This window comes from Burkholderia sp. MSh2, assembly GCF_000731655.1.
Classification (GTDB): Bacteria; Pseudomonadota; Gammaproteobacteria; order Burkholderiales; family Burkholderiaceae; genus Burkholderia; species Burkholderia paludis.
This window is the reverse complement of the sequence record NZ_JPGM01000004.1, coordinates 158,075-178,145: the sequence shown is the minus strand read 5'-3', so window position 1 is coordinate 178,145 and position 20,071 is coordinate 158,075. Positions and strand designations below refer to the sequence as shown.

Here is a 20,071-nt window from a genome sequence, read left to right as displayed (position 1 = left end):
TGCCGCTTTGCCTTCGCATCGTCGCTCCTACCGTGGCCCATAACCTGCTCAACGACACCTTCCTGCGTGCGCTTCTGCGCGAGCCGACCGACTACACGCCGATCTGGCTGATGCGCCAGGCCGGCCGCTACCTGCCCGAATACAACGCGACGCGCGCGCGCGCCGGCAGTTTCCTCGGCCTGGCGAAGCAGCCCGACTACGCGACCGAAGTGACGCTGCAGCCGCTCGAACGCTTTCCGCTCGACGCCGCGATCCTGTTCTCGGACATCCTGACGATTCCCGACGCGATGGGGCTCGGCCTCGACTTCCAGGTCGGCGAAGGGCCGAAGTTCGCGCATCCGGTGCGCACCGAGGCCGACGTCGCGAAGCTCGCGGTGCCGGATATCGAAGCGACGCTCGGTTACGTGACGGGCGCCGTGCGCGAGATCCGCCGCGCGCTCACCGACGGCCAGGGCCGCCAGCGCGTGCCGCTGATCGGCTTCTCCGGCAGCCCGTGGACGCTCGCGTGCTACATGGTCGAAGGCGGCGGATCGGACGACTTCCGCACCGTGAAGTCGATGGCGTATTCGCGCCCCGACCTGATGCACCGGATCCTCGACGTGAACGCGCAGGCGGTGGCCGCCTACCTGAACGCGCAGATCGAAGCGGGCGCGCAGGCCGTGATGATCTTCGATACGTGGGGCGGTGCGCTGGCCGACGGCGCGTACCAGCGCTTCTCGCTCGACTACATCCGCCGCGTGGTCGGCCAGCTCAAGCGCGAGCATGACGGCGAGCGCGTGCCGGTGATCACGTTCACGAAGGGCGGCGGGCTGTGGCTCGAGGAGATCGCGGCGACCGGCGTCGATGCGGTCGGGCTCGACTGGACGGTCAACCTCGGCGCCGCGCGCGAGCGCGTCGCGGGGCGTGTCGCGCTGCAGGGCAACCTCGACCCGACGATCCTGTTTGCGCCGCCGGCCGCGGTGCGCGAGCAGGCGCGCGCGGTGCTCGACAGCTACGGCAACCATCCGGGCCACGTGTTCAACCTCGGGCACGGCATTTCGCAGTTCACGTCGCCCGATCACGTCGCCGAACTCGTCGACGAAGTGCATAGCCACAGCCGCGCGATCCGTAGCGGAGCCGCCGGCTGAACGCAAGCGCCGTCATGCTGCGTTGCGGAATGACGGCGTTTCGCGATCGGCACTAAACAGGGCGCAACTCGCCACCGGTTGCCGATTCGATGCTTGTCAAGACTTGACTTATACACATTTTCCACGTTGCAGCGCGGTAGAGCCCCGTATCGGTCAAATTGTCTCGCTATGGTTAGGTAATTTGAATAGCAGCCTTATGGAATAAGGCTCCGCGGGACACCGCCGCAAGCGGCGAAAAACGCCGCAAAGCACGTCCCCGCGCGCGTTGCGGCCGTTGAACGGCGAGTTCTCAACAAAGTTATCCACAGGCTGGGCAGGGTATACGGCGATTCCTAATGCGAATCCAAAACTTAGCGCCGAATCTGAAGTTTTACTTTAAGTGCGCTGCCGCGATGCGGGCGCGGCTGCAAGCCGTCCGTACGGTGCGGGCTGCGGCAGGAGCGCCGTGATGAGCGGCACCTACCTGCGCGTCGCGCTCGACCATCCGCTCGCGACCCTGTTCGACTACCGATGCGACGTCCAGCCGGCGCCGGTGCCCGGCACGCTCGTGCAGGTGCCGTTCGGCAAGCGGCAGGCGGTCGGGCTCGTCTGCGAAGTGACGACTCACACCGACGTGCCGCCTGGCCGGCTGCGCGCGGTCGATGCGATCTGCGCCGACTTGCCGCCGCTGTCGCCCGACTGGCTCGCACTCGTATCGTTCGCCGCCGACTACTATCAGCGCGGGCGCGGCGAGGTCGCATTGCCGGCGCTGCCGCAGGCGCTGCGCGACGCCGGACGCTGGGGGCGGCTGCTGGCGCCGGAGGTGCGCTATCGTCCGACGGAGGCCGGCCGCGCGGCGCTGCCCGACGCGTTGCCCGCGCGCGGCGCCGCGCTGCGGCGGCTCGCGCAGGCGCTCGTCGAAGCCGGCTCGCTGGCCTTGCCCGAAGCGCGTGCGCTGCACCCGAAGGCGGCCGCCACGCTCGACGACTGGGCGGCGCGCGGCTGGGTCGCGGTCGAGGAAATCGGCTGGGCCGACACCCCTGTGCCCAACGCTGTGGATAACCTGTCGACAACCGGTGGACGAACTGTGCCGCCGGCGCTCACCGACCAGCAGGCCGAAGCACTCGACGCGCTCCGCGCGGCCCAGGGTTTCGCGCCGTTCCTGCTGCACGGCGTGACGGGCAGCGGCAAGACCGAGGTCTATCTGCACGCGCTCGCGGCGCTGCTCGACGCGCGGCCCGATGCGCAGGCGCTCGTGCTCGTCCCCGAAATCAACCTGACGCCGCAGTTCGAGGCCGCGTTTCGCGCGCGCTTCGCGGGCGCGCTCGCCGACGACGCGATCGTCACGCTGCACAGCGGGCTCGCCGAGGGCGAGCGGGCGCGCCACTGGCTGGCCGCCCATACGGGCCGCGCGCGGATCGTGCTCGGCACGCGTCTCGCGGTGCTCGCGTCGATGCCGGCGCTGGCGCTGATCGTCGTCGACGAGGAGCACGAGCCCGCGTACAAGCAGCAGGAAGGGCTGCGCTATTCGGCGCGCGATCTCGCCGTGTGGCGCGCGAAGCAGCTCGGCATCACGGTCGTGCTCGGCTCGGCGACGCCTTCGCTCGAAAGCTGGTGGCAGGCGGAGCAGGGCCGCTACACGCGGCTTACGTTGTCGCGCCGCGCGGTGGCGGACGCGACGCTGCCGACCGTGCGGCTGATCGATCTCGAAGAGGAGCGGCGGCGCGGGCGCGCGTCGATGGGCGGCCTGTCGGGGCCGCTCGTCGCGGCGCTGAAGGCGCGGCTCGAGCGCGGCGAACAGAGCCTCGTGTTCCTGAACCGGCGCGGCTACGCGCCGCAACTCGCATGCGACGCGTGCGGCTGGGTGGCGGGTTGCCCGCGCTGCAGCGCGTACGTCGTGCTGCACAAGCCCGAGCATGCGCTGCGCTGCCATCACTGCGGCTGGGAAGCGCGCATCCCGCGGTCGTGCCCGGAGTGCGGGAACGTCGACATCGCGCCGCTCGGGCGCGGCACGCAGCGCATCGAGGAGGCGCTCGCCGAAGCGGTGCCGGGCGCGCGCGTGCTGCGGATCGACGCGGACAGCACGCGCCGCAAGGGCAGTGCGCAGGCGTTGTTTTCCGACGTCCATGCGGGCGAGGTCGACATCCTGGTCGGCACGCAGATGATCGCGAAAGGGCACGACTTCCAGCGCGTGTCGCTCGTCGGCGTGCTCAACGCCGACACCGCGCTGTTCTCGCACGACTTCCGCGCGAGCGAACGGCTGTTCGCGCAGTTGATGCAGGTGAGCGGCCGTGCGGGGCGGGCCGGGCTGCCGGGCGAGGTGCTCGTGCAGACGCGCTACCCGCGTCACGCGCTGTACCACGCGCTCGGCCGGCAGGATTACGTCGGCTTCGCGAATTCGACGCTCGGCGAGCGTCGCGACGCGCACCTGCCGCCGTTCGTCTACCAGGCGCTGCTGCGCGCCGAGGGGCGCACGCTCGACGCGGCGCTCGCATTCCTGCAGCAGGCCGCGGCCGTGTTGCCGGGGCTGCCGGGGGCCGATCGCGTGACCGTGTACGACGCGGTGCCGATGACGATCGTCAAGGTCGCGAACGTCCACCGCGCGCAGCTGCTGCTCGAAAGCGCGTCGCGGGCGGCGCTGCAGCATGCGCTGCGCGCGTGGCAGCCGGAGCTGCGCGCGCTGAAGGGCGTGCTGCGCTGGAGCGTCGAGGTCGATCCGCTGGATATCTGAGTCGCTGGCGCCCGCGCAGCGGGTGCTTGGCGTACCGACGCGGCCCCTGCGTGCCCGATGCGCCCGACGCGCCCGACGCGCCCGACGCGCCCGATGCGCCCGATGCGCCCGATGCGCCCGATGCGCCCGCTGTCGCGCCGTTCTTTTCACCCCTCCAGTCTCCACGCCGCACCCGCCGGTGTACCCCGAGTGCAACCCGTTTCACGCCCCGGCCCGCGGAGCAGGCGGTTGCTTATCCATGCCAAACCAGCCCGATCAGGGAAAACACCGATCCCCCGACCACGGGCAACTCCTAGGTTGTGACTTTGTAAGCCATTGATTATATTGGCTAACTACAGGGTGCAACCGGTCTCGTAATTCGGTTGCACCTTTTTATTGTGTGCCGTAGGATTTCGCGCATCCTCTTACACCATATTGCCGGGCTCGCACCGGCGCACGAACCCACCATGGCTAGCACGACTCTCGGCGTCAAAGTCGACGACCTTCTCCGCTCGCGTCTCAAGGACGCCGCCGCGCGTCTCGAGCGCACTCCCCACTGGCTGATCAAGCAGGCGATCTTCGCGTATCTCGAGCGGATCGAGCACGGCCAGCTGCCGCCCGAACTGTCGGGTCACAGCGGCGTCACCGAGCTCGCCGACGGCCAGGGCGCGGATGGCGACGACGACAACTCGCCGCATCCGTTCCTCGAGTTCGCGCAGAACGTGCAACCGCAATCGGTGCTGCGCGCGGCGATCACGGCCGCCTACCGCCGGCCCGAGCCGGAATGCGTGCCGTTCCTGCTCGGCCAGGCGCGCCTGCCCGCGAACCTGCAGGCGGACGTGCAGGCGCTCGCGACCCGGCTCGTCGAGGCGCTGCGCGAGAAGAGCTCGGGCGGTGGCGTCGAGGGGTTGATCCACGAGTTCTCGCTGTCGAGCCAGGAAGGCGTCGCGCTGATGTGCCTCGCCGAAGCGCTGCTGCGCATTCCCGATCGCGCGACGCGCGACGCGCTGATCCGCGACAAGATCAGCAAGGGCGACTGGCGCTCGCACGTCGGCCACGCGCCGTCGCTGTTCGTGAACGCGGCGACCTGGGGGCTGATGATCACCGGCAAGCTCGTGACGACCAACAGCGAGGCCGGCCTGTCGTCGGCGCTGACGCGCCTGATCGGCCGTGGCGGCGAGCCGCTGATCCGCAAGGGCGTCGACATGGCGATGCGCCTGATGGGCGAGCAGTTCGTCACCGGCGAGACGATTTCCGAAGCGCTCGCGAACAGCCGCAAGTACGAGGCGCGCGGCTTCCGCTACTCGTACGACATGCTCGGCGAGGCGGCGACGACCGAAGAGGACGCGCAGCGCTACTACGCATCGTACGAACAGGCGATCCACGCGATCGGCAAGGCGGCCGGCGGCCGCGGCATCTACGAAGGCCCGGGCATCTCGATCAAGCTGTCGGCGCTGCACGCGCGCTACTCGCGCTCGCAGCAGGACCGCACGATGAGCGAACTGCTGCCGCGCGTGCGCGCGCTCGCGCTGCTCGCGCGCCGCTACGACATCGGCCTGAACATCGACGCGGAAGAGGCCGACCGCCTCGAACTGTCGCTCGACCTGCTCGAGGCGCTGTGCTTCGATCCGGATCTGGCGGGCTGGAACGGCATCGGCTTCGTCGTGCAGGGCTACCAGAAGCGCTGCCCGTTCGTGATCGACTACCTGATCGATCTCGCGCGCCGCAGCCGTCACCGCCTGATGATCCGCCTCGTGAAGGGCGCGTACTGGGATACCGAGATCAAGCGCGCGCAGGTCGACGGCCTCGAAGGCTATCCGGTCTACACGCGCAAGATCTACACGGACGTGTCGTACCTCGCGTGCGCGAAGAAGCTGCTCGCGGCGCCCGACGCCGTCTACCCGCAGTTCGCGACGCACAACGCGTACACGCTCGCGGCGATCTACCAGCTCGCGGGCCAGAACTACTACCCGGGCCAGTACGAGTTCCAGTGCCTGCACGGGATGGGCGAGCCGCTGTACGAGGAAGTCACGGGCCGCGACAAGCTGAACCGTCCGTGCCGCGTGTACGCGCCGGTCGGCACGCACGAGACGCTGCTCGCGTACCTCGTGCGCCGTCTGCTCGAGAACGGCGCGAACACGTCGTTCGTGAACCGCATCGCGGACAAGACGGTGTCGGTGAAGGAACTGGTCGCCGATCCGGTCGACGAAGCGGCGAAGGTCGTGCCGCTCGGCGCGCCGCACGCGAAGATCCCGCTGCCGCGCAACCTGTACGGCGACGAGCGCCCCAACTCGATGGGCCTCGACCTGTCGAACGAACATCGTCTCGCGTCGCTGTCGTCCGCGCTGCTCGCGAGCGCGCATTTCCCGTGGCGCGCGGCGCCGATGCTGGCCGACGACACGCTCGCCGAGGCGCCGGCCCGTGACGTGCGCAACCCGGCCGACCAGCGCGACACGGTCGGCACGGTCAGCGAGGCGACGGCCGAACACGTGAGCGCGGCGCTCGCGCACGCAGTGGCCGCCGCGCCGATCTGGCAGGCGACGCCGGTCGATGCGCGCGCCGATTGCCTGGTGCGCGCGGCGGACCTGCTCGAAGCGCAGATGCACACGCTGATGGGCCTGATCGTGCGTGAAGCCGGCAAGTCGCTGCCGAACGCGATCGCCGAGATCCGCGAAGCGGTCGACTTCCTGCGCTACTACGCCGCGCAGATCCGCGACGAATTCTCGAACGACACGCACCGTCCGCTCGGGCCCGTGGTCTGCATCAGCCCGTGGAACTTCCCGCTCGCGATCTTCATGGGCCAGGTGGCGGCGGCGCTGGCCGCCGGCAACACGGTGCTCGCGAAGCCGGCCGAACAGACGCCGCTGATCGCGGCCCAGGCCGTGCGCCTGCTGCGCGAGGCCGGCGTGCCGGCCGGTGCGGTGCAACTGCTGCCGGGCGATGGCGAGACCGTCGGCGCGGCGCTGGTCGCCGATCCGCGCACGCGCGCGGTGATGTTCACGGGCTCGACCGAAGTCGCGCGCCTGATCAACAAGACGCTGTCCGCGCGCCTCGACCCGGACGGCAAGCCGATCCCGCTGATCGCCGAAACAGGCGGCCAGAACGCGATGATCGTCGATTCGTCGGCACTCGCGGAGCAGGTCGTCGCGGACGTGATGCAGTCGTCGTTCGACTCGGCCGGTCAACGGTGTTCGGCGCTGCGCGTTCTGTGTCTGCAGGACGATGTCGCGGACCGCACGCTGACGATGCTCAAGGGCGCCATGCACGAGCTGGCGCTCGGCAACCCCGACCGGCTGTCGACGGACGTCGGCCCGGTGATCGACGGCGAAGCGAAGCAGACGATCGACACGCACGTCGCGGCGATGAAGGACAAGGGCCATGCGGTCACGCAGCTGCCGGCGCCCGAGGCATGCGCGCACGGCACGTTCGTGCCGCCGACGCTGATCGAGATCGGCAGCATCGACGAGCTGAAGCGCGAGGTGTTCGGCCCGGTGCTGCACGTGGTGCGCTACCGCCGCAGCCAGCTCGACAAGCTGCTGGAGCAGATCCGTGCGACCGGCTACGGCCTGACGCTCGGCATCCACACGCGGATCGACGAGACGATCGCGCACGTGATCTCGAACGCGCACGTCGGCAACATCTACGTGAACCGCAACGTGATCGGTGCGGTGGTCGGCGTGCAGCCGTTCGGCGGCGAAGGGCTGTCGGGCACGGGCCCGAAGGCCGGCGGCGCGCTGTATCTGCAGCGGCTGCTCGCGACGCGTCCGTCGGGCCTGCCGCGCTCGCTCGCGCAGTCGCTGGTGGCGGACGGCGCGGTTGACGGCGACGCGCGCAGCAATCCGGCGGCGGCGCTCACGACGCTGCGCGACTGGCTGATCGAGCAGCGCGAGCCGGCGCTGGCCGCACGTTGCGACGGTTATCTGGCGCAGGTGCCGGCCGGTGCGACCGCGGTGCTGAGCGGCCCGACGGGCGAGCGAAACACGTATACACTCGGCCCGCGCGGCACGGTGCTGTGTGTCGCGGCGACGCCGGGCGGCGCGCGCGCACAGTTCGCGGCGGTGCTGGCGACCGGCAACCGTGCGCTGTTCGCCGGCGCGGCCGGCGAGGCGCTCGTCGCGGCGCTGCCGGCGTCGCTGAAGGCGCATGCGGTCGTGCGCAAGCAGGCCGACACGCCGTTCGATGCGGTGCTGTTCGAAGGCGACAGCGACGAACTGCAGACGCTCGTGAAGGACGTCGCGCAGCGGCCGGGCCCGATCGTGTCGGTGCAGGGCGTGTCGGTGGGCGCGTTCGAGAACGGCGACGCGGAAGACTACGCGCTCGAGCGGCTGCTGACGGAGCGCTCGGTGAGCGTGAACACGGCCGCGGCGGGCGGCAATGCGAATTTGATGACGATCGGCTGATCATCCTTGCCGTTCGGATCAAACAAAGGAAGCGGCAAGGCGATCCCGATGCCGCTCCATTTACCCTGGTACCAAGGAGATGCTATGCAGCACACGATGAAAAAGCTGGCAGGCGCGACGTTCGTCGCGGTCATGTCGCTGGCGGGGACGGCCCATGCGGACGACGTGAAGATCGGTTACGCAGGGCCGATGACGGGCGCGCAGGCGCACTACGGCAAGGATATGCAGAACGGGATCGTGCTCGCGATCGAGGATTTCAACGCGACGAACCCGAAGATCGGCGGCAAGCCGGTGAAGTTCGCACTCGACACGCAGGACGACCAGGCTGACCCGCGCACCGGCACGACGGTCGCGCAGAAGCTCGTCGACGACGGCATCAAGGGCATGCTCGGCCACTTCAACTCGGGCACGACGATTCCCGCCTCGCGCATCTACGCGAACGCGGGCATTCCGCAGATCGCGATGGCGACCGCACCGGAATACACGCAGCAGGGCTACAAGACGACCTTCCGCATGATGACGTCCGACACGCAGCAGGGCTCGGTGGCCGGCGCGTTCGCATCGAAGGACCTCGGCATGAAGAAGATCGCGATCGTCGACGACCGCACGGCCTACGGCCAGGGTCTCGCCGACCAGTTCGAGAAGGCCGCGAAGGCCGGCGGCGCGACGATCGTCGACCGTGAATTCACGAACGACAAGGCGGTGGACTTCAAGGCGATCCTGACCAAGCTGAAGGCTGCGAAGCCGGATCTCGTCTACTACGGCGGCGCGGATTCGCAGGCGGCACCGATGGTCAAGCAGATGAAGACGCTCGGCATCACCGCGCCGCTGATGAGCGGCGAAATGGTGAAGACGCCGACGTTCCTGAAGATCGCGGGCAACGCGGCCGACGGCACGATCGCATCGCTGGCCGGCCTGCCGCTCGAAGAAATGCCGGGTGGCAAGACGTACGCCGACAAGTACAAGAAGCGCTTCGGCGAAGATGTGCAGACGTACTCGCCGTATGCGTACGACGGTGCGATGGCGCTGTTCAACGCGATGAAGAAGGCCGATTCGACGGATCCGGCGAAGTACCTGCCGCTGCTCGCGAAGACCGACATGGCCGGCGTGACGTCGACGCACGTCGCGTATGACGCGAAGGGCGACCTGAAGAACGGCGGCATCACGATGTACAAGGTCGAGAAGGGCGAGTGGAAGCCGCTGAAGAGCATCGGCGGCAAGTAAGCAGCCAGATGTGATGTGGTGCACGGGCGGCGTTGCAACGCGTCGTCCCGCGCCTCATGCGAAAAAGCCACCGGGCCGTCGGGTCCGGTGGCTTTTTCTTTGGTGGGACACGGCCGACAGGACATAGGGATCTCGCAGGCAGTGGTGCAGCAGGGTCGCCGCTTGTGTACGTCGATACCGCATCGCCGTGATCGGCGGCAGTATGAGGTTACTTGCCGTCGCAGCACTTGTTAGGGCAATCGGGCAGGAAGGAAATTTCCACACGTCGCCCATTGTCCACGTCGCCATGCGAATAGACGCGGGCGCTCTTCTTGATGGTGCCGCGTAAAAAGCCGAGTTGCTCCAGCAGTGCATACGCGGTTTGCAATCTTGATTGCGCAAGGGCCAGTGCTCCCGCTTCGCTTTCCTCGGCATGGCCGCTGATCAGCGTTGTCTCCCTGGTTAGGTGATTTGCGTAATCGAGCTTTTGGTCGGCTGTCCATTTTGCAATTCGGACGATCTCGGCATTCGATATGTGCGAGCTATCTCTTGAAAAGTAGATGTCGAGGTTCTCGCTGGCGATACATGCGAATACCGGATTGGAGACGAGAAGGTTTAGGGCCAGAATGAACTTAAGCATTGTAGATGACGTATCCTGCAATGCTGTCGGCATTGTCGATTGCTTGATTCGGGTTTTCGGCTCCAAACGTCAAACACTCCTCCATGAAATATCTGTGATCCCGGGTTCCCATTGTGTCGTCAAAATGACTCGCCTCATGAATCAGGGTGGAAACTACGGAATCTTTTTCCCATGAGAAGTCCCGCATTGTACAAAAATCGGAATGTATTGCGATCGTATGAGTTACGGTATCCGGCGAACACACTGATGCCGTAACTCCCGATCTGTTCGGATTTGGAACGCATCCAATATGTTTGAGTCGTTCGCTGTCCCATCGCGTGAAATTGCATCCTGTGAGTGCCTTTAGTACTCGGACGATTGCAGTCAGGCCTGTTAATAACGTTATGCGGGTGCCTTCGTCCGCTCTGCCGAACCACTGTAATACGCGTGCCTTGTCAGTGCTGGACCAGCGCTGCAGATCCTTGATTCTTCTGTCGACGAGAGAAACGGCGCGATCGCGTTTGCTCAATACCATTTCCCGGAATTCCTTGTTTGTCATGTTGTGACATATTTTCTCGGTATTGATCGTTACTTCCACCATCGACCCGGGATGGGTATTGGTAACTGCGCCTGAGTGTACGAGGAACCATTCTCCGCCGTCATTCACATCGAAATTTTTCATTGCTTCAATGTTCCTTCGTATAGATTTTCAGGGTTGCCGAGGCGTCGGTGGCGATTCGATGTGTTTTCCCGGCCGTGTCCGTGGTGCCCGTGAAAATCTGCCCAGTGTCGGTAACGATTCGGTAGCGAATGTTCGCGAGCGGGCGGCGGGAGTCATCGAGCAAGGTGAATTGCTCGTCGTGTACGACGGCCGATCGAGCAGATGACCGCGCGGCTGCATCAGGTTGGCGCCCATTCGGCGTCGCAGTCTCTCTCTCGGTAAAAATCATCCGCATGCCGCGCTCAGCGTAGAAGATCGGCGGTGGGTTGCATCCGCAGACATTGATATCCCCGCTCAATGCCCACTGTTTGCCGTTCGGACCGGTACCTGGCCAGCGCGGACCTTGCGGTGCGATGTACCCTTCACGCTTGCAGGCAGAACAGTAGGTCTTCATATCCAGCGTGGCGATATGAACCCTCGGCGGCGGATTGGAACAGGTTACGGTGTCGAGGCCTTCGACAATCGCCGCTTCCCCGGCACGGTCGCCTTTGGCAAGAAAGTAGCGGATCATGGACGCTACCTCAGCGGGGCATGGACGAGCGGGTGACGACGCTCAATACAACGGATGACGCTACGCCTTGTCGCTCGGGACTATCGGTGATCGTGTCGCCGTTATCGAGTTCGCTGCCAACGAATGCGAGCGGCGCGAAGTCGGGCCCGTCGGCCAAACCCTGGCCGGTCGTCACGCGCGCGATTGAACCGTCCGGATAGTGGATCAGGTCGCCCACCGTGGCTGCCTTGCCCAAGTGCGGCGCTACGTCCCATGTGCCGGACGGCTCGCGCCATGCACCGCGCGCGGTTGTCGCGCCACATACCGCCAATCTGCAGGCGGGCGGCGGCACATAGGTCGGATCGAACAGGCCCGCAGCGCTTTGCCCATCCCGCGCGTGAATGCCCCATGAGGTGCGCGGCGTTTCGGTAATGCGGTCACCGTTGCTCGACAGGCTGCCGACCAACGCGAACGGTTTGCCGCCGCTATGGTTGTTTCCCGCGTCGTCGATAATCGCGGCCTCGCTGCCGTCGTCATGGGTCACTACGTCGCCGACGCGGGCGACTTCCAATCCAGCCGGGGGCAGGTCGCTGGTTGCGGTGGTGACGCGCTCACCGCGTTCCGTGAGTGCACCAACGGTGGCGAAAAGGTGGAGCGGTGCTTTGCGTTCGTTTTTCATCCGGCTTCCCTGTCTCAGTAAATGGAATGACTGCCTGGAGACGCTATTCCAGATAGGAAACGTCGATCAATCGGACGAATATGATTCAGGGCTGGTAAGTTCTACTACTTGTTCCGTTCTGCCTTTTGCATTGACCGCGCGTGCGCGAATGCGCTGGTTAGTTGACGCGGACAAGGCGTGACGCCGTATCTCGCTTTGCGGTTCGCAAGGGGAATATGAGTGCGTGAGTTGTAAGTGCGCTGGCGCAATCGTGGATACTTAGTCCTTGCGGTGCACGCGCAGCAGGAACTTCTGCAGCTTGCCCGTCGGCGTGCGCGGCAGCGCCTGCGCGAACGTGAACTCGCGCGGGATCTTGTATGCGGCCAGCCGCTCGCCGCAGAATGCGCGCAGCGCGTCGGCATCGGGCACGGCGCCTGCGCGCAGCACGACGTGCGCGACGACCGTCTCGCCCCAGTCGGGGTGCGGCACGCCGACGACGGCCGCCTCCGCGATGTCCGGGTGCGCGCCGAGCGCGTCCTCCACTTCCTTCGAATAGACGTTCTCGCCGCCCGTCACGATCATGTCCTTCAGCCGGTCGACGATGAACAGGTAGCCATCCTGATCGATCCGCGCGACGTCGCCGGTGCGATACCAGCCGTCCGGCGCGAATGCGGCGCGCGTCGCGGCGGGGTCGTCGAGATAGCCGAGCATCATGCTGTCGGTCTTCAGCCAGATCTCGCCGGTTTCTCCGGGCTGCGCGTCGATGCCGTCCATCCGCACGACGCGCAGGTCGACGCCCGGGCCGCCGTGGCGGCCGATCGAACCGGCCTTCGCGACCTGCTCGTCCGGATACAGCGTCGTGCCGGCCGGGCCCGCTTCCGTCATGCCGTACACCTGGAAGAACGCATCGCTGCGATACGCGCGCGCGAGCCGTTCGGCCTGCGCGGCGCCGATCGGGCCGCCGCCGTACAGCCACGCGCGCACGCTCGACAGGTCGAACGCGGCGAAGCCGTCGATCGTGTCGAGCGGCAGCGTGTACGACACCGGCGCGCCGAAATACAGCGTCACGCGCTCGCGCTCGACGGCCTGCAGGAACCGCAGCGGATGGTATTCGCGCAGCAGCACGACGGTGCCGCCCGCGACCAGCGTGCCGCCGAACCAGTTGTTGAGCGGCGACGAATGCCAGATCGGCATCGCCATCAGCGTGCGCTCGTGGCGGCCGATGCCGATCGCGAGCGCCGCCGACATCGCCGCGAGCGTCACGGTGCGGTGGCTGTGCATGCAGCCTTTCGGGCGGCCGGTCGTGCCGGACGTATAGAGGATCTGCGCGAGGTCGCCGTCGGCCGGCTCGATGCCCGCGAGGCCGTCCAGCGTCGCGCACATCGTGTCGAAGCTCGGCACGCCGTCGAGCTCGCCTTCGGTCACGAGCCGCCGCGCGGGATGCACGATGCGTTCGACCACCGGCGCGAGCGCCACGTCGAACAGGAGCGCCTTGCTGCGGCTGTGTTCGAGCACGTAGTCGACTTCCGGCGCCTGCAGCCGGTGGTTGATCGGCACGAACGTCGCACCGAGTCGCCACGCGCCGAACATCAGGTCGACGAAGGCCGGCGTGTTGAAGCACATCGCGGCGACGCGGTCGCCGGCGGCGATGCCGAGCGCGCTCAGCACGGCCGCCGCGCGGTGCGAGCGCTCGCGCGCGGCGGCATACGTGATCGTCGCGGATTCGCTGACGAGGAACGGCTTGCCGGGCGTCGCGCGGGCGGCGCGGTCGAGGGCGGCGACGAGGTTCATCGGGGCTCCGGGCGGACGAACGAGGGCGGACTGGGCCGTATTGAGCCGTACGCGCGGGCGTCAGGCCGGGTACGCGCGCTGCAGCAGCGCGGCGACGTCGAGCGCGTGCGGGTCGAAACCGCCCGCGATGCGGCCCCAGTCGGGCGCGGCGAGCCGGGTCGCGACGAAGGCGTCGGCGACGGCCGCCGGCGCGGCGCGGCGCAGCAGGCAGGCCTGCGCGACCACCGCGAGCCGCTGCGCGAACACGCGGCCCGACGCCTCGAGCGTGTCGGCCGGCGCCGCGAGCATCGTGCGCAGCGCGTCGAGTGCCGCGCGGATCCGCGGCTCGTCCGCGCCGAGGTCGGCCAGTTCGGCGAACAGCGCGGCGGCCGCGTCGGGCTCGCGCGACACCGCGCGCAGCACGTCGAGGCACATCACGTTGCCCGAGCCTTCCCAGATCGAGTTGACGGGCGCCTCGCGGAACAGCCGCGCGATCGGGCCGTCGTCGACGTAGCCGTTGCCGCCGAAGACTTCCATCACCTCGCCGGTCAGTTCGACCGCGCGCTTGCAGACCCAGAATTTCGCGGCGGGCGTGACGATGCGCTTCCACGCGCGTTCGCGCGGCGAGTCGTCGCGCTCGAACGCATCGGCCAGGCGCATCGCGAGCACGAGCGCGGCCTCGCTTTCGAGCGCGAGATCGGCGAGCACGGTGCGCATCAGCGGCTGCTCGGCGAGCGCGCGGCCGAACGCGTGGCGCTGCCGCGTGTAGGCGATCGCCTGCACGACGCCCTGGCGCAGCATCGCCGCGCTGCCGAGCACGCAGTTCAGCCGCGTGTAGGTGGCCATCTCGATGATGGTCGGAATGCCGCGGCCTTCGTCGCCGAGCATGATGCCCCACGCATCGTTCAGCTCGATCTCGCTGCTCGAGTTGCTGCGGTTGCCGACCTTGTTCTTCAGCCGCTGGATCTCGACCGCATTCTTCGTGCCGTCGGGCCGCCAGCGCGGCACGTAGAAGCACGACGGGCCGCCGGCCTCGGTACGCGCGACGACGAGGTGCGCGTCGCACATCGGCGCGGAGAAGAACCACTTGTGGCCGCGCAGCAGGTAGTCGCCGCCGCGCCCGCCCGCGCCGACCGCGGTCGCGAGCGTCGTGTTCGCGCGCACGTCGGAGCCGCCCTGTTTCTCGGTCATGCCCATGCCGACCCAGATCGAGCGCTTGTCGGCGACCGGCACGTCGCGCGGATCGTAGGCGTCGCTGTAGAGCTTGTCGCGCAGCATGTTCCACAGCGCGGGCTCCTTCTGCAGCACGGGGATCGCGGCCTGCGTCATCGTCGCCGGGCACAGCGTGCCGGCCTCGATCTGGCCGTGCAGGTAGAAGCCGGCCGCGGTTGCGGCCCAGCGGCCGCGGCGCGACTCGCGGAACGCGAGCGACACGAAGCCCTCGCGGCGGTACTGGCCGAGCAGCGCATGCCAGGCCGGGTGGAAGTCGACGCGGTCGATGCGCCGGCCGCGCCGGTCGAACGTGTTCAGTTCCGGCGTGTGACGGTTCGCTTCGTCGGCAAGCCGCGCGGTGTCGGCGCTGCCGAGCCGGGCGCCGTACGCGTCGAGTTGCGGCACGGCCCAGTCCGCGCCTGCCCGGGCAAGCGCATCGCGCAGCGCGAGGTCCGTTGCGAAGAGGTTATAGTCGACGAGTTCGTCGAACTGGTTCGTGACGGCGTGAGTCGATTCGGTCATCGGGAGGTCTCCGGTCTCATGCGTCGCGGGCAGCCGGCGTCATGCCGCAGGCATGGCGCTCGGGCCCCGGTTCCGGCTTCCGGTGAAATGCCTGCCCCGCTGAATTCCAGAGTAGCAAATATGCCGCCGCGACATGTTCAGGTTCCGGCGCCGCCCGGCCAGCCGGCGGCGCAACCCGCGCCCGCATTGCGCCGCCGGCCGCGCCAGTCGCGCGCGCAGGCGAGCTCCGACGCGCTGCAGCAGGCGTTCGTTCAGCTTTTGCTCGAGCGCGGCTACGCGAAGGCGACGATCCGCGAGATCGCGGCCGTCGCGGGTGTCAGCGTCGGCACCTTCTACGAATACTTCGGCGACAAGCAGAGCCTCGCGGCGCTCTGCATCCACCGGCACGTGCAGGCGATGGCCGACCGGCTGCGCGACGCGATCGCCCGGCTGCGCGGCGCGCCGCGTGCGGAGCTCGCCACGGCGCTGGTCGACCTGCAGGTCGACGCGATCGGCGCCGACGCTGCGCTGTGGGGCGCGCTGTTCGCGCTGGAGCGGCAGGTGTCGCCGCTCGCCGCTTACCGCCGCCACTACGACGCGTATGTCGCACTGTGGCGCGACGCGCTCGCGCACGCGGCCGATCCGCCGCCCGCGGCACGGCTCGACGGGCTCGCGCGGATGGCGCACACGGTCTGCTACGGCGGCCTTTCGCAGGCGCTGCTGACGCTCGGGCCCGCGTTCGACGTCGCCGCGTTGCGCGGTGAGCTGCGGGCCGTGCTGCTCGCCTACCTGGCGGCGGCCGGCGCGTAGCGTTCCGGCGCCCGTTCGCGCCGGCCGCGGGGCGGGGCGCGACGCGCGACGTTCGTTCGCCCGGACGAGGCGCCTCGGCGGAAGCCGCCGGGGCGACAGTCGGCGCTCGGCTTCGGCCGGCAACCCATGTTCCCTGGCTGGAAAAATCGCCCGCAAGGACGGCGCAAGCCCGTCGTGCGCGCGTGCGCCTGGACGAAATGCCTGATTCGCATGTCGGCCGGGCGAATCGCCGTTGCGGTTGAGCGCCTCATGTCGGGTGCCATGAGAAAAATGCATGGCTGCCATGACGAACTTTCGATTGTCCGCCGATATTGGCTCGGGCTAAATCATGCGGCAGGTGCAGGGCCGCGCGCGCCGCGCGGCGCCGCCCGAAGGACATCAGAAGGAGGAGTCATGCGAAGCGCCACCGCGCCCCGTTCGAAGCTGCCCGACGTCGGGACGACGATCTTCACGGTGATCGGCCAACTGGCGGCCCGACACGATGCGTTGAACCTGTCGCAGGGCGCGCCGAATTTCGCGCCCGATCCGGCGCTCGTCGAGGGCGTCGCGCGCGCGATGCGCGACGGGCACAACCAGTACGCGCCGATGGCCGGCGTCGCGGCGCTGCGCGAGCGGCTCGCCGAGAAGACGGAGGCGCTGTACGGCGCGCGCTACGACCCGGCCACCGAGATCACGGTGATCGCGAGCGCGAGCGAAGGGCTCTATGCCGCGATCAGCGCGCTCGTGCATCCGGGCGACGAGGTGATCTATTTCGAGCCGTCGTTCGACAGCTATGCGCCGATCGTGCGGCTGCAGGGCGCGACGCCGGTGGCGATCAAGCTGTCGCCCGAGCATTTCCGCGTGAACTGGGACGAGGTGGCCGCGGCGATCACGCCGCGCACGCGGATGATCATCGTGAACACGCCGCACAACCCGACCGCGACGGTGTTCGCCGCCGACGATCTCGCGCGGCTCGCGCAGCTCACGCGCGATACCGGCATCGTGATCCTGTCCGACGAGGTGTACGAGCACGTCGTGTTCGACGGCGCGCAGCACGAGAGCATGGCGCGCCATCGCGAGCTGGCCGAGCGCAGCGTGATCGTGTCGTCGTTCGGCAAGTCGTTCCACGTGACCGGCTGGCGGGTCGGCTATTGCCTCGCACCGGCCGAGCTGATGGACGAAATCCGCAAGGTGCATCAGTTCATGGTGTTCGCGGCCGACACGCCGATGCAGGTCGCGTTCGCGGAAATCCTCGCGCGGCCGGACAGCTATCTCGGGCTGTCGGCGTTCTACCAGGCCAAGCGCGACCTGCTCGCGCGCGAGCTGGCCGGCTCGCGTTTCGAGCTGCTGCCGAGCGAAGGCTCGTTCTTCATGCTCGCCCGCTTCCGGCACTTCTCTGACGAAAGCGACAGCGATTTCGTGCTGCGCCTGATCCGCGACGCGCGCGTCGCGACGATTCCGCTGTCGGCGTTCTATACCGACGGCACCGACGCCGGCGTGATCCGGCTCAGTTTCTCGAAGGACGACGCGACGCTGGTCGAAGGCGCGCGGCGGCTGCGTTCGCTGTAAGGAAACCGGCGACGGGCACGTCGCATCGACCAGACAGACACAAGGAGATCACGATGAAGCACACGGCCCCCCTGAAACTCGCGTTCGCACTCGCCTGCGCGATCGGCTCCGGCGCGGCGCTCGCCGATGCGCAGACGCTGCGCTTCGGCCTCGAGGCGCAATACCCGCCGTTCGAATCGAAAGCGCCGAACGGCGATCTGCAGGGCTTCGACATCGACGTCGGCAAGGCCGTCTGCCAGACGGCGAAGCTGTCGTGCAAATGGGTCGAGACGTCGTTCGACGGACTGATTCCCGCGCTGAAGGGGCGCAAGTTCGACGCGATCAACTCGGCGATGAACGCGACGGAGCAGCGGCGCCAGGCGATCGACTTCACGACGATCATCTACCGCGTGCCCACTCAGCTGATCGCGCGCACCGGCAGCGGCCTGCTGCCGACGCCCGAATCGCTGAAGGGCAAGCGAGTCGGCGTGCTGCAGGCGTCGATCCAGGAGACCTTCGCGAAGGCGCACTGGGAGCCGGCCGGCGTTGCGATCGTCGCGTACCAGGACCAGAACCAGGCGTATGCGGACCTCGTGTCGGGCCGGCTCGACGCGACGCTCGTGCTGGCCCCGTCCGGCCAGCGCGGCTTCCTGTCGCGCCCGGACGGCAAGGGCTTCTCGTTCGTCGGCCAGCCCGTGCACGACGACCGGATCCTCGGCAGCGGCATCGCATTCGGGCTGCGCAAGGGCGACGGCGCGCTGAAGGCGAAGCTCGATGAGGCGATCGACAAGCTGAAGGCGGACGGCACCGTGAAGTCGCTGGGGCTGAAGTATTTCGGCGATATCGACATCTCGGCGAAGTAAGCGGAGCCGGGCGCGATGCAGATCCGGAACACGACCGCCGCGGGCAGCGGACAGGACGGCGCGCGGCTGTCGGGCGACGCGCTCGAAGCCGTGCTCGCGGCCGAGCTGGGCGACGCGCTCGTCACGCGCGCCGCCGACATCGATCCGCGTTACTTCACGGCGTACAACGAGCCGGCCGGCGTGCGGCCGCGCGCGCTGGTGCGCCCGCGCTGTGTCGACGACGTGTCGCGCACGCTCGCGCTGTGCGCGCGGCTCGGCCAGCCGGTCGTGCCGCAGGGCGGATTGACGGGGCTCGCGCGCGGCGCGGTCGCGCTCGGCGGCGAGGTCGTGCTGTCGATGGAGCGTTGCGCGGGCATCGAGGCGCTCGATGCGGCGGCCGGCACGCTGACCGTGCGGGCCGGGACGCCGCTGCAGACGGTGCAGGAGGCCGCCGAAGCGGCGGGTTTCACGTTCGGCGTCGATCTCGGGGCGCGCGGCTCGTGCCAGATCGGCGGGATGCTGGCGACCAACGCAGGCGGCACGCGTGCGATCCGCTACGGGATGATGCGCGAACAGGTGCTCGGGCTCGAGGCCGTGCTCGCCGACGGCACGGTCGTGTCGTCGATGAACCGGATGCTGAAGAACAACGCGGGCTACGACCTGAAGCAGCTGTTCATCGGCAGCGAGGGGACGCTCGGCGTCGTCACGCGGGCCGTGTTGCGGTTGCATCCGCGGCTCGCCGCGCCGGCCACGGCGCTCTGTCGCGTGCGCGACTACGACGCGGCAGTCGCGTTGTGGAACCGCATGCGCACGCTGCCGGAGCTGGTCAGCTTCGAGGCGATGTGGCCGTCGTTCTACGACTACGTCGCGCGTCACACGCCGGGCGTCGCCGCGCCGTTCGCGGGCGACGGCGGTTTCGCGGTGCTGATCGAGTGCGCGACGAGCGCGCCGGGCGGCGATGCGCGCCACGCACTGGAAACCGGCCTTGCGGCGGGGATCGAGGCGGGGCTCGTGGAGGATGCGGTGCTGGCGACGTCGGAGCGGCAGGCGCGCGACCTGTGGACGTTGCGTGAAGGCCTCGCGATCGACGCGCTGCCGCATCTCGTCAACTTCGACGTGAGCCTGCCGACGGGCGAACTCGGCGTCTTCGCCGAACGCTGCGAGGCGGCGTTACGCGCACGCTGGCCGGCGCTCACGTGCCTGTTCTTCGGTCATGTCGGCGACGGCAACGTGCATATCGGCGTATCGCTGGCCGGGATGACCGGGACGGATGCCGACGCGCTCGATCACTGCGTGTACGCGGTGGTGCGGGACATGGGCGGCTCGGTGTCGGCGGAGCACGGGATCGGCGCGCTCAAGCGCCCCTATCTCGCGCATACGCGCAGCGACGCGGAAATCGGGCTGATGCGGCGCCTGAAGACCGCGCTGGATCCGCACGGCATCCTGAATCCCGGCAAGGTGCTTTGACGGAGTGAGGCGCTGCCGGCCGGCAGCGCCGGTGC

14 protein-coding genes are annotated in these 20,071 nt (G+C 68.3%); 8 read left to right on the top strand and 6 right to left on the bottom strand.

Features of this window, described 5'->3' with window-relative positions; all coding sequences use genetic code 11:
* The first annotated feature begins 32 nt into the window (after positions 1-32).
* The 4 genes from hemE to GQ57_RS03265 all read left to right on the top strand — a co-directional run bounded on the left by hemE (position 33) and on the right by GQ57_RS03265 (position 9,440).
* Positions 33-1,127 (top strand): uroporphyrinogen decarboxylase, encoded by a 1,095-nt coding sequence (hemE, locus tag GQ57_RS03280; protein ID WP_031397076.1) that lies wholly within the window; start codon positions 33-35, stop codon positions 1,125-1,127.
* 448 nt (positions 1,128-1,575) lie between these two features.
* Entirely contained in the window at positions 1,576-3,837 is a 2,262-nt protein-coding gene (locus tag GQ57_RS03275; protein ID WP_034197097.1) for a primosomal protein N', read from the top strand.
* A gap of 446 nt (positions 3,838-4,283) precedes the next feature.
* Complete coding sequence (gene putA, locus GQ57_RS03270) at positions 4,284-8,216, top strand: trifunctional transcriptional regulator/proline dehydrogenase/L-glutamate gamma-semialdehyde dehydrogenase (protein WP_034197070.1); 3,933 nt, start codon at positions 4,284-4,286, stop codon at positions 8,214-8,216.
* 84 nt (positions 8,217-8,300) lie between these two features.
* Positions 8,301-9,440: a branched-chain amino acid ABC transporter substrate-binding protein gene (locus GQ57_RS03265; RefSeq protein ID WP_034197069.1), complete on the top strand. Its 1,140-nt coding sequence runs from the start codon at positions 8,301-8,303 to the stop codon at positions 9,438-9,440.
* A 208-nt stretch (positions 9,441-9,648) separates the two neighbouring features.
* Here GQ57_RS03265 and GQ57_RS03260 read toward each other — a convergent pair whose 3' ends face one another.
* The 6 genes from GQ57_RS03260 to GQ57_RS03245 all read right to left on the bottom strand — a co-directional run bounded on the left by GQ57_RS03260 (position 9,649) and on the right by GQ57_RS03245 (position 15,411).
* Positions 9,649-10,059, bottom strand: a complete 411-nt coding sequence (locus tag GQ57_RS03260; protein ID WP_034197068.1) for a hypothetical protein — start codon at positions 10,057-10,059, stop codon at positions 9,649-9,651.
* On the bottom strand, positions 10,052-10,720 hold the full coding sequence (locus GQ57_RS38750) for a M35 family metallo-endopeptidase (protein WP_081896565.1): 669 nt from the start codon (positions 10,718-10,720) through the stop codon (positions 10,052-10,054). The genes GQ57_RS03260 and GQ57_RS38750 overlap by 8 nt, the downstream gene beginning before the upstream one ends.
* A gap of 4 nt (positions 10,721-10,724) precedes the next feature.
* The gene (locus GQ57_RS38745; protein ID WP_081896564.1) at positions 10,725-11,270 is read right to left on the bottom strand and encodes a hypothetical protein; all 546 of its coding nucleotides are present in this window, start codon (positions 11,268-11,270) and stop codon (positions 10,725-10,727) included.
* A gap of 10 nt (positions 11,271-11,280) precedes the next feature.
* Entirely contained in the window at positions 11,281-11,928 is a 648-nt protein-coding gene (locus GQ57_RS03255; RefSeq protein WP_034197067.1) for a hypothetical protein, read from the bottom strand.
* 258 nt (positions 11,929-12,186) lie between these two features.
* The gene (locus GQ57_RS03250; protein WP_034197066.1) at positions 12,187-13,698 is read right to left on the bottom strand and encodes a class I adenylate-forming enzyme family protein; all 1,512 of its coding nucleotides are present in this window, start codon (positions 13,696-13,698) and stop codon (positions 12,187-12,189) included.
* A gap of 60 nt (positions 13,699-13,758) precedes the next feature.
* A complete protein-coding gene (locus GQ57_RS03245; RefSeq protein ID WP_034197065.1) occupies positions 13,759-15,411 on the bottom strand; it encodes an acyl-CoA dehydrogenase family protein in 1,653 nt (550 codons plus the stop codon).
* Between the two features lie 120 nt (positions 15,412-15,531).
* On the opposite strand from GQ57_RS03245, the gene GQ57_RS03240 reads away from it, so the two are divergent.
* The 4 genes from GQ57_RS03240 to GQ57_RS03225 all read left to right on the top strand — a co-directional run bounded on the left by GQ57_RS03240 (position 15,532) and on the right by GQ57_RS03225 (position 20,036).
* On the top strand, positions 15,532-16,200 hold the full coding sequence (locus GQ57_RS03240) for a TetR/AcrR family transcriptional regulator (RefSeq protein WP_031397067.1): 669 nt from the start codon (positions 15,532-15,534) through the stop codon (positions 16,198-16,200).
* A gap of 393 nt (positions 16,201-16,593) precedes the next feature.
* Positions 16,594-17,748 carry a pyridoxal phosphate-dependent aminotransferase gene (locus GQ57_RS03235; protein ID WP_031397066.1) on the top strand — a complete coding sequence of 385 codons (1,155 nt, stop codon included), beginning with the start codon at positions 16,594-16,596 and terminating at the stop codon, positions 17,746-17,748.
* A gap of 53 nt (positions 17,749-17,801) precedes the next feature.
* Complete coding sequence (locus GQ57_RS03230; protein WP_031397065.1) at positions 17,802-18,590, top strand: ABC transporter substrate-binding protein; 789 nt, start codon at positions 17,802-17,804, stop codon at positions 18,588-18,590.
* 15 nt (positions 18,591-18,605) lie between these two features.
* Positions 18,606-20,036, top strand: coding sequence for an FAD-binding oxidoreductase (locus GQ57_RS03225; protein WP_034197064.1), 1,431 nt, complete (start codon positions 18,606-18,608; stop codon positions 20,034-20,036).
* Positions 20,037-20,071: the final 35 nt, after the last annotated feature.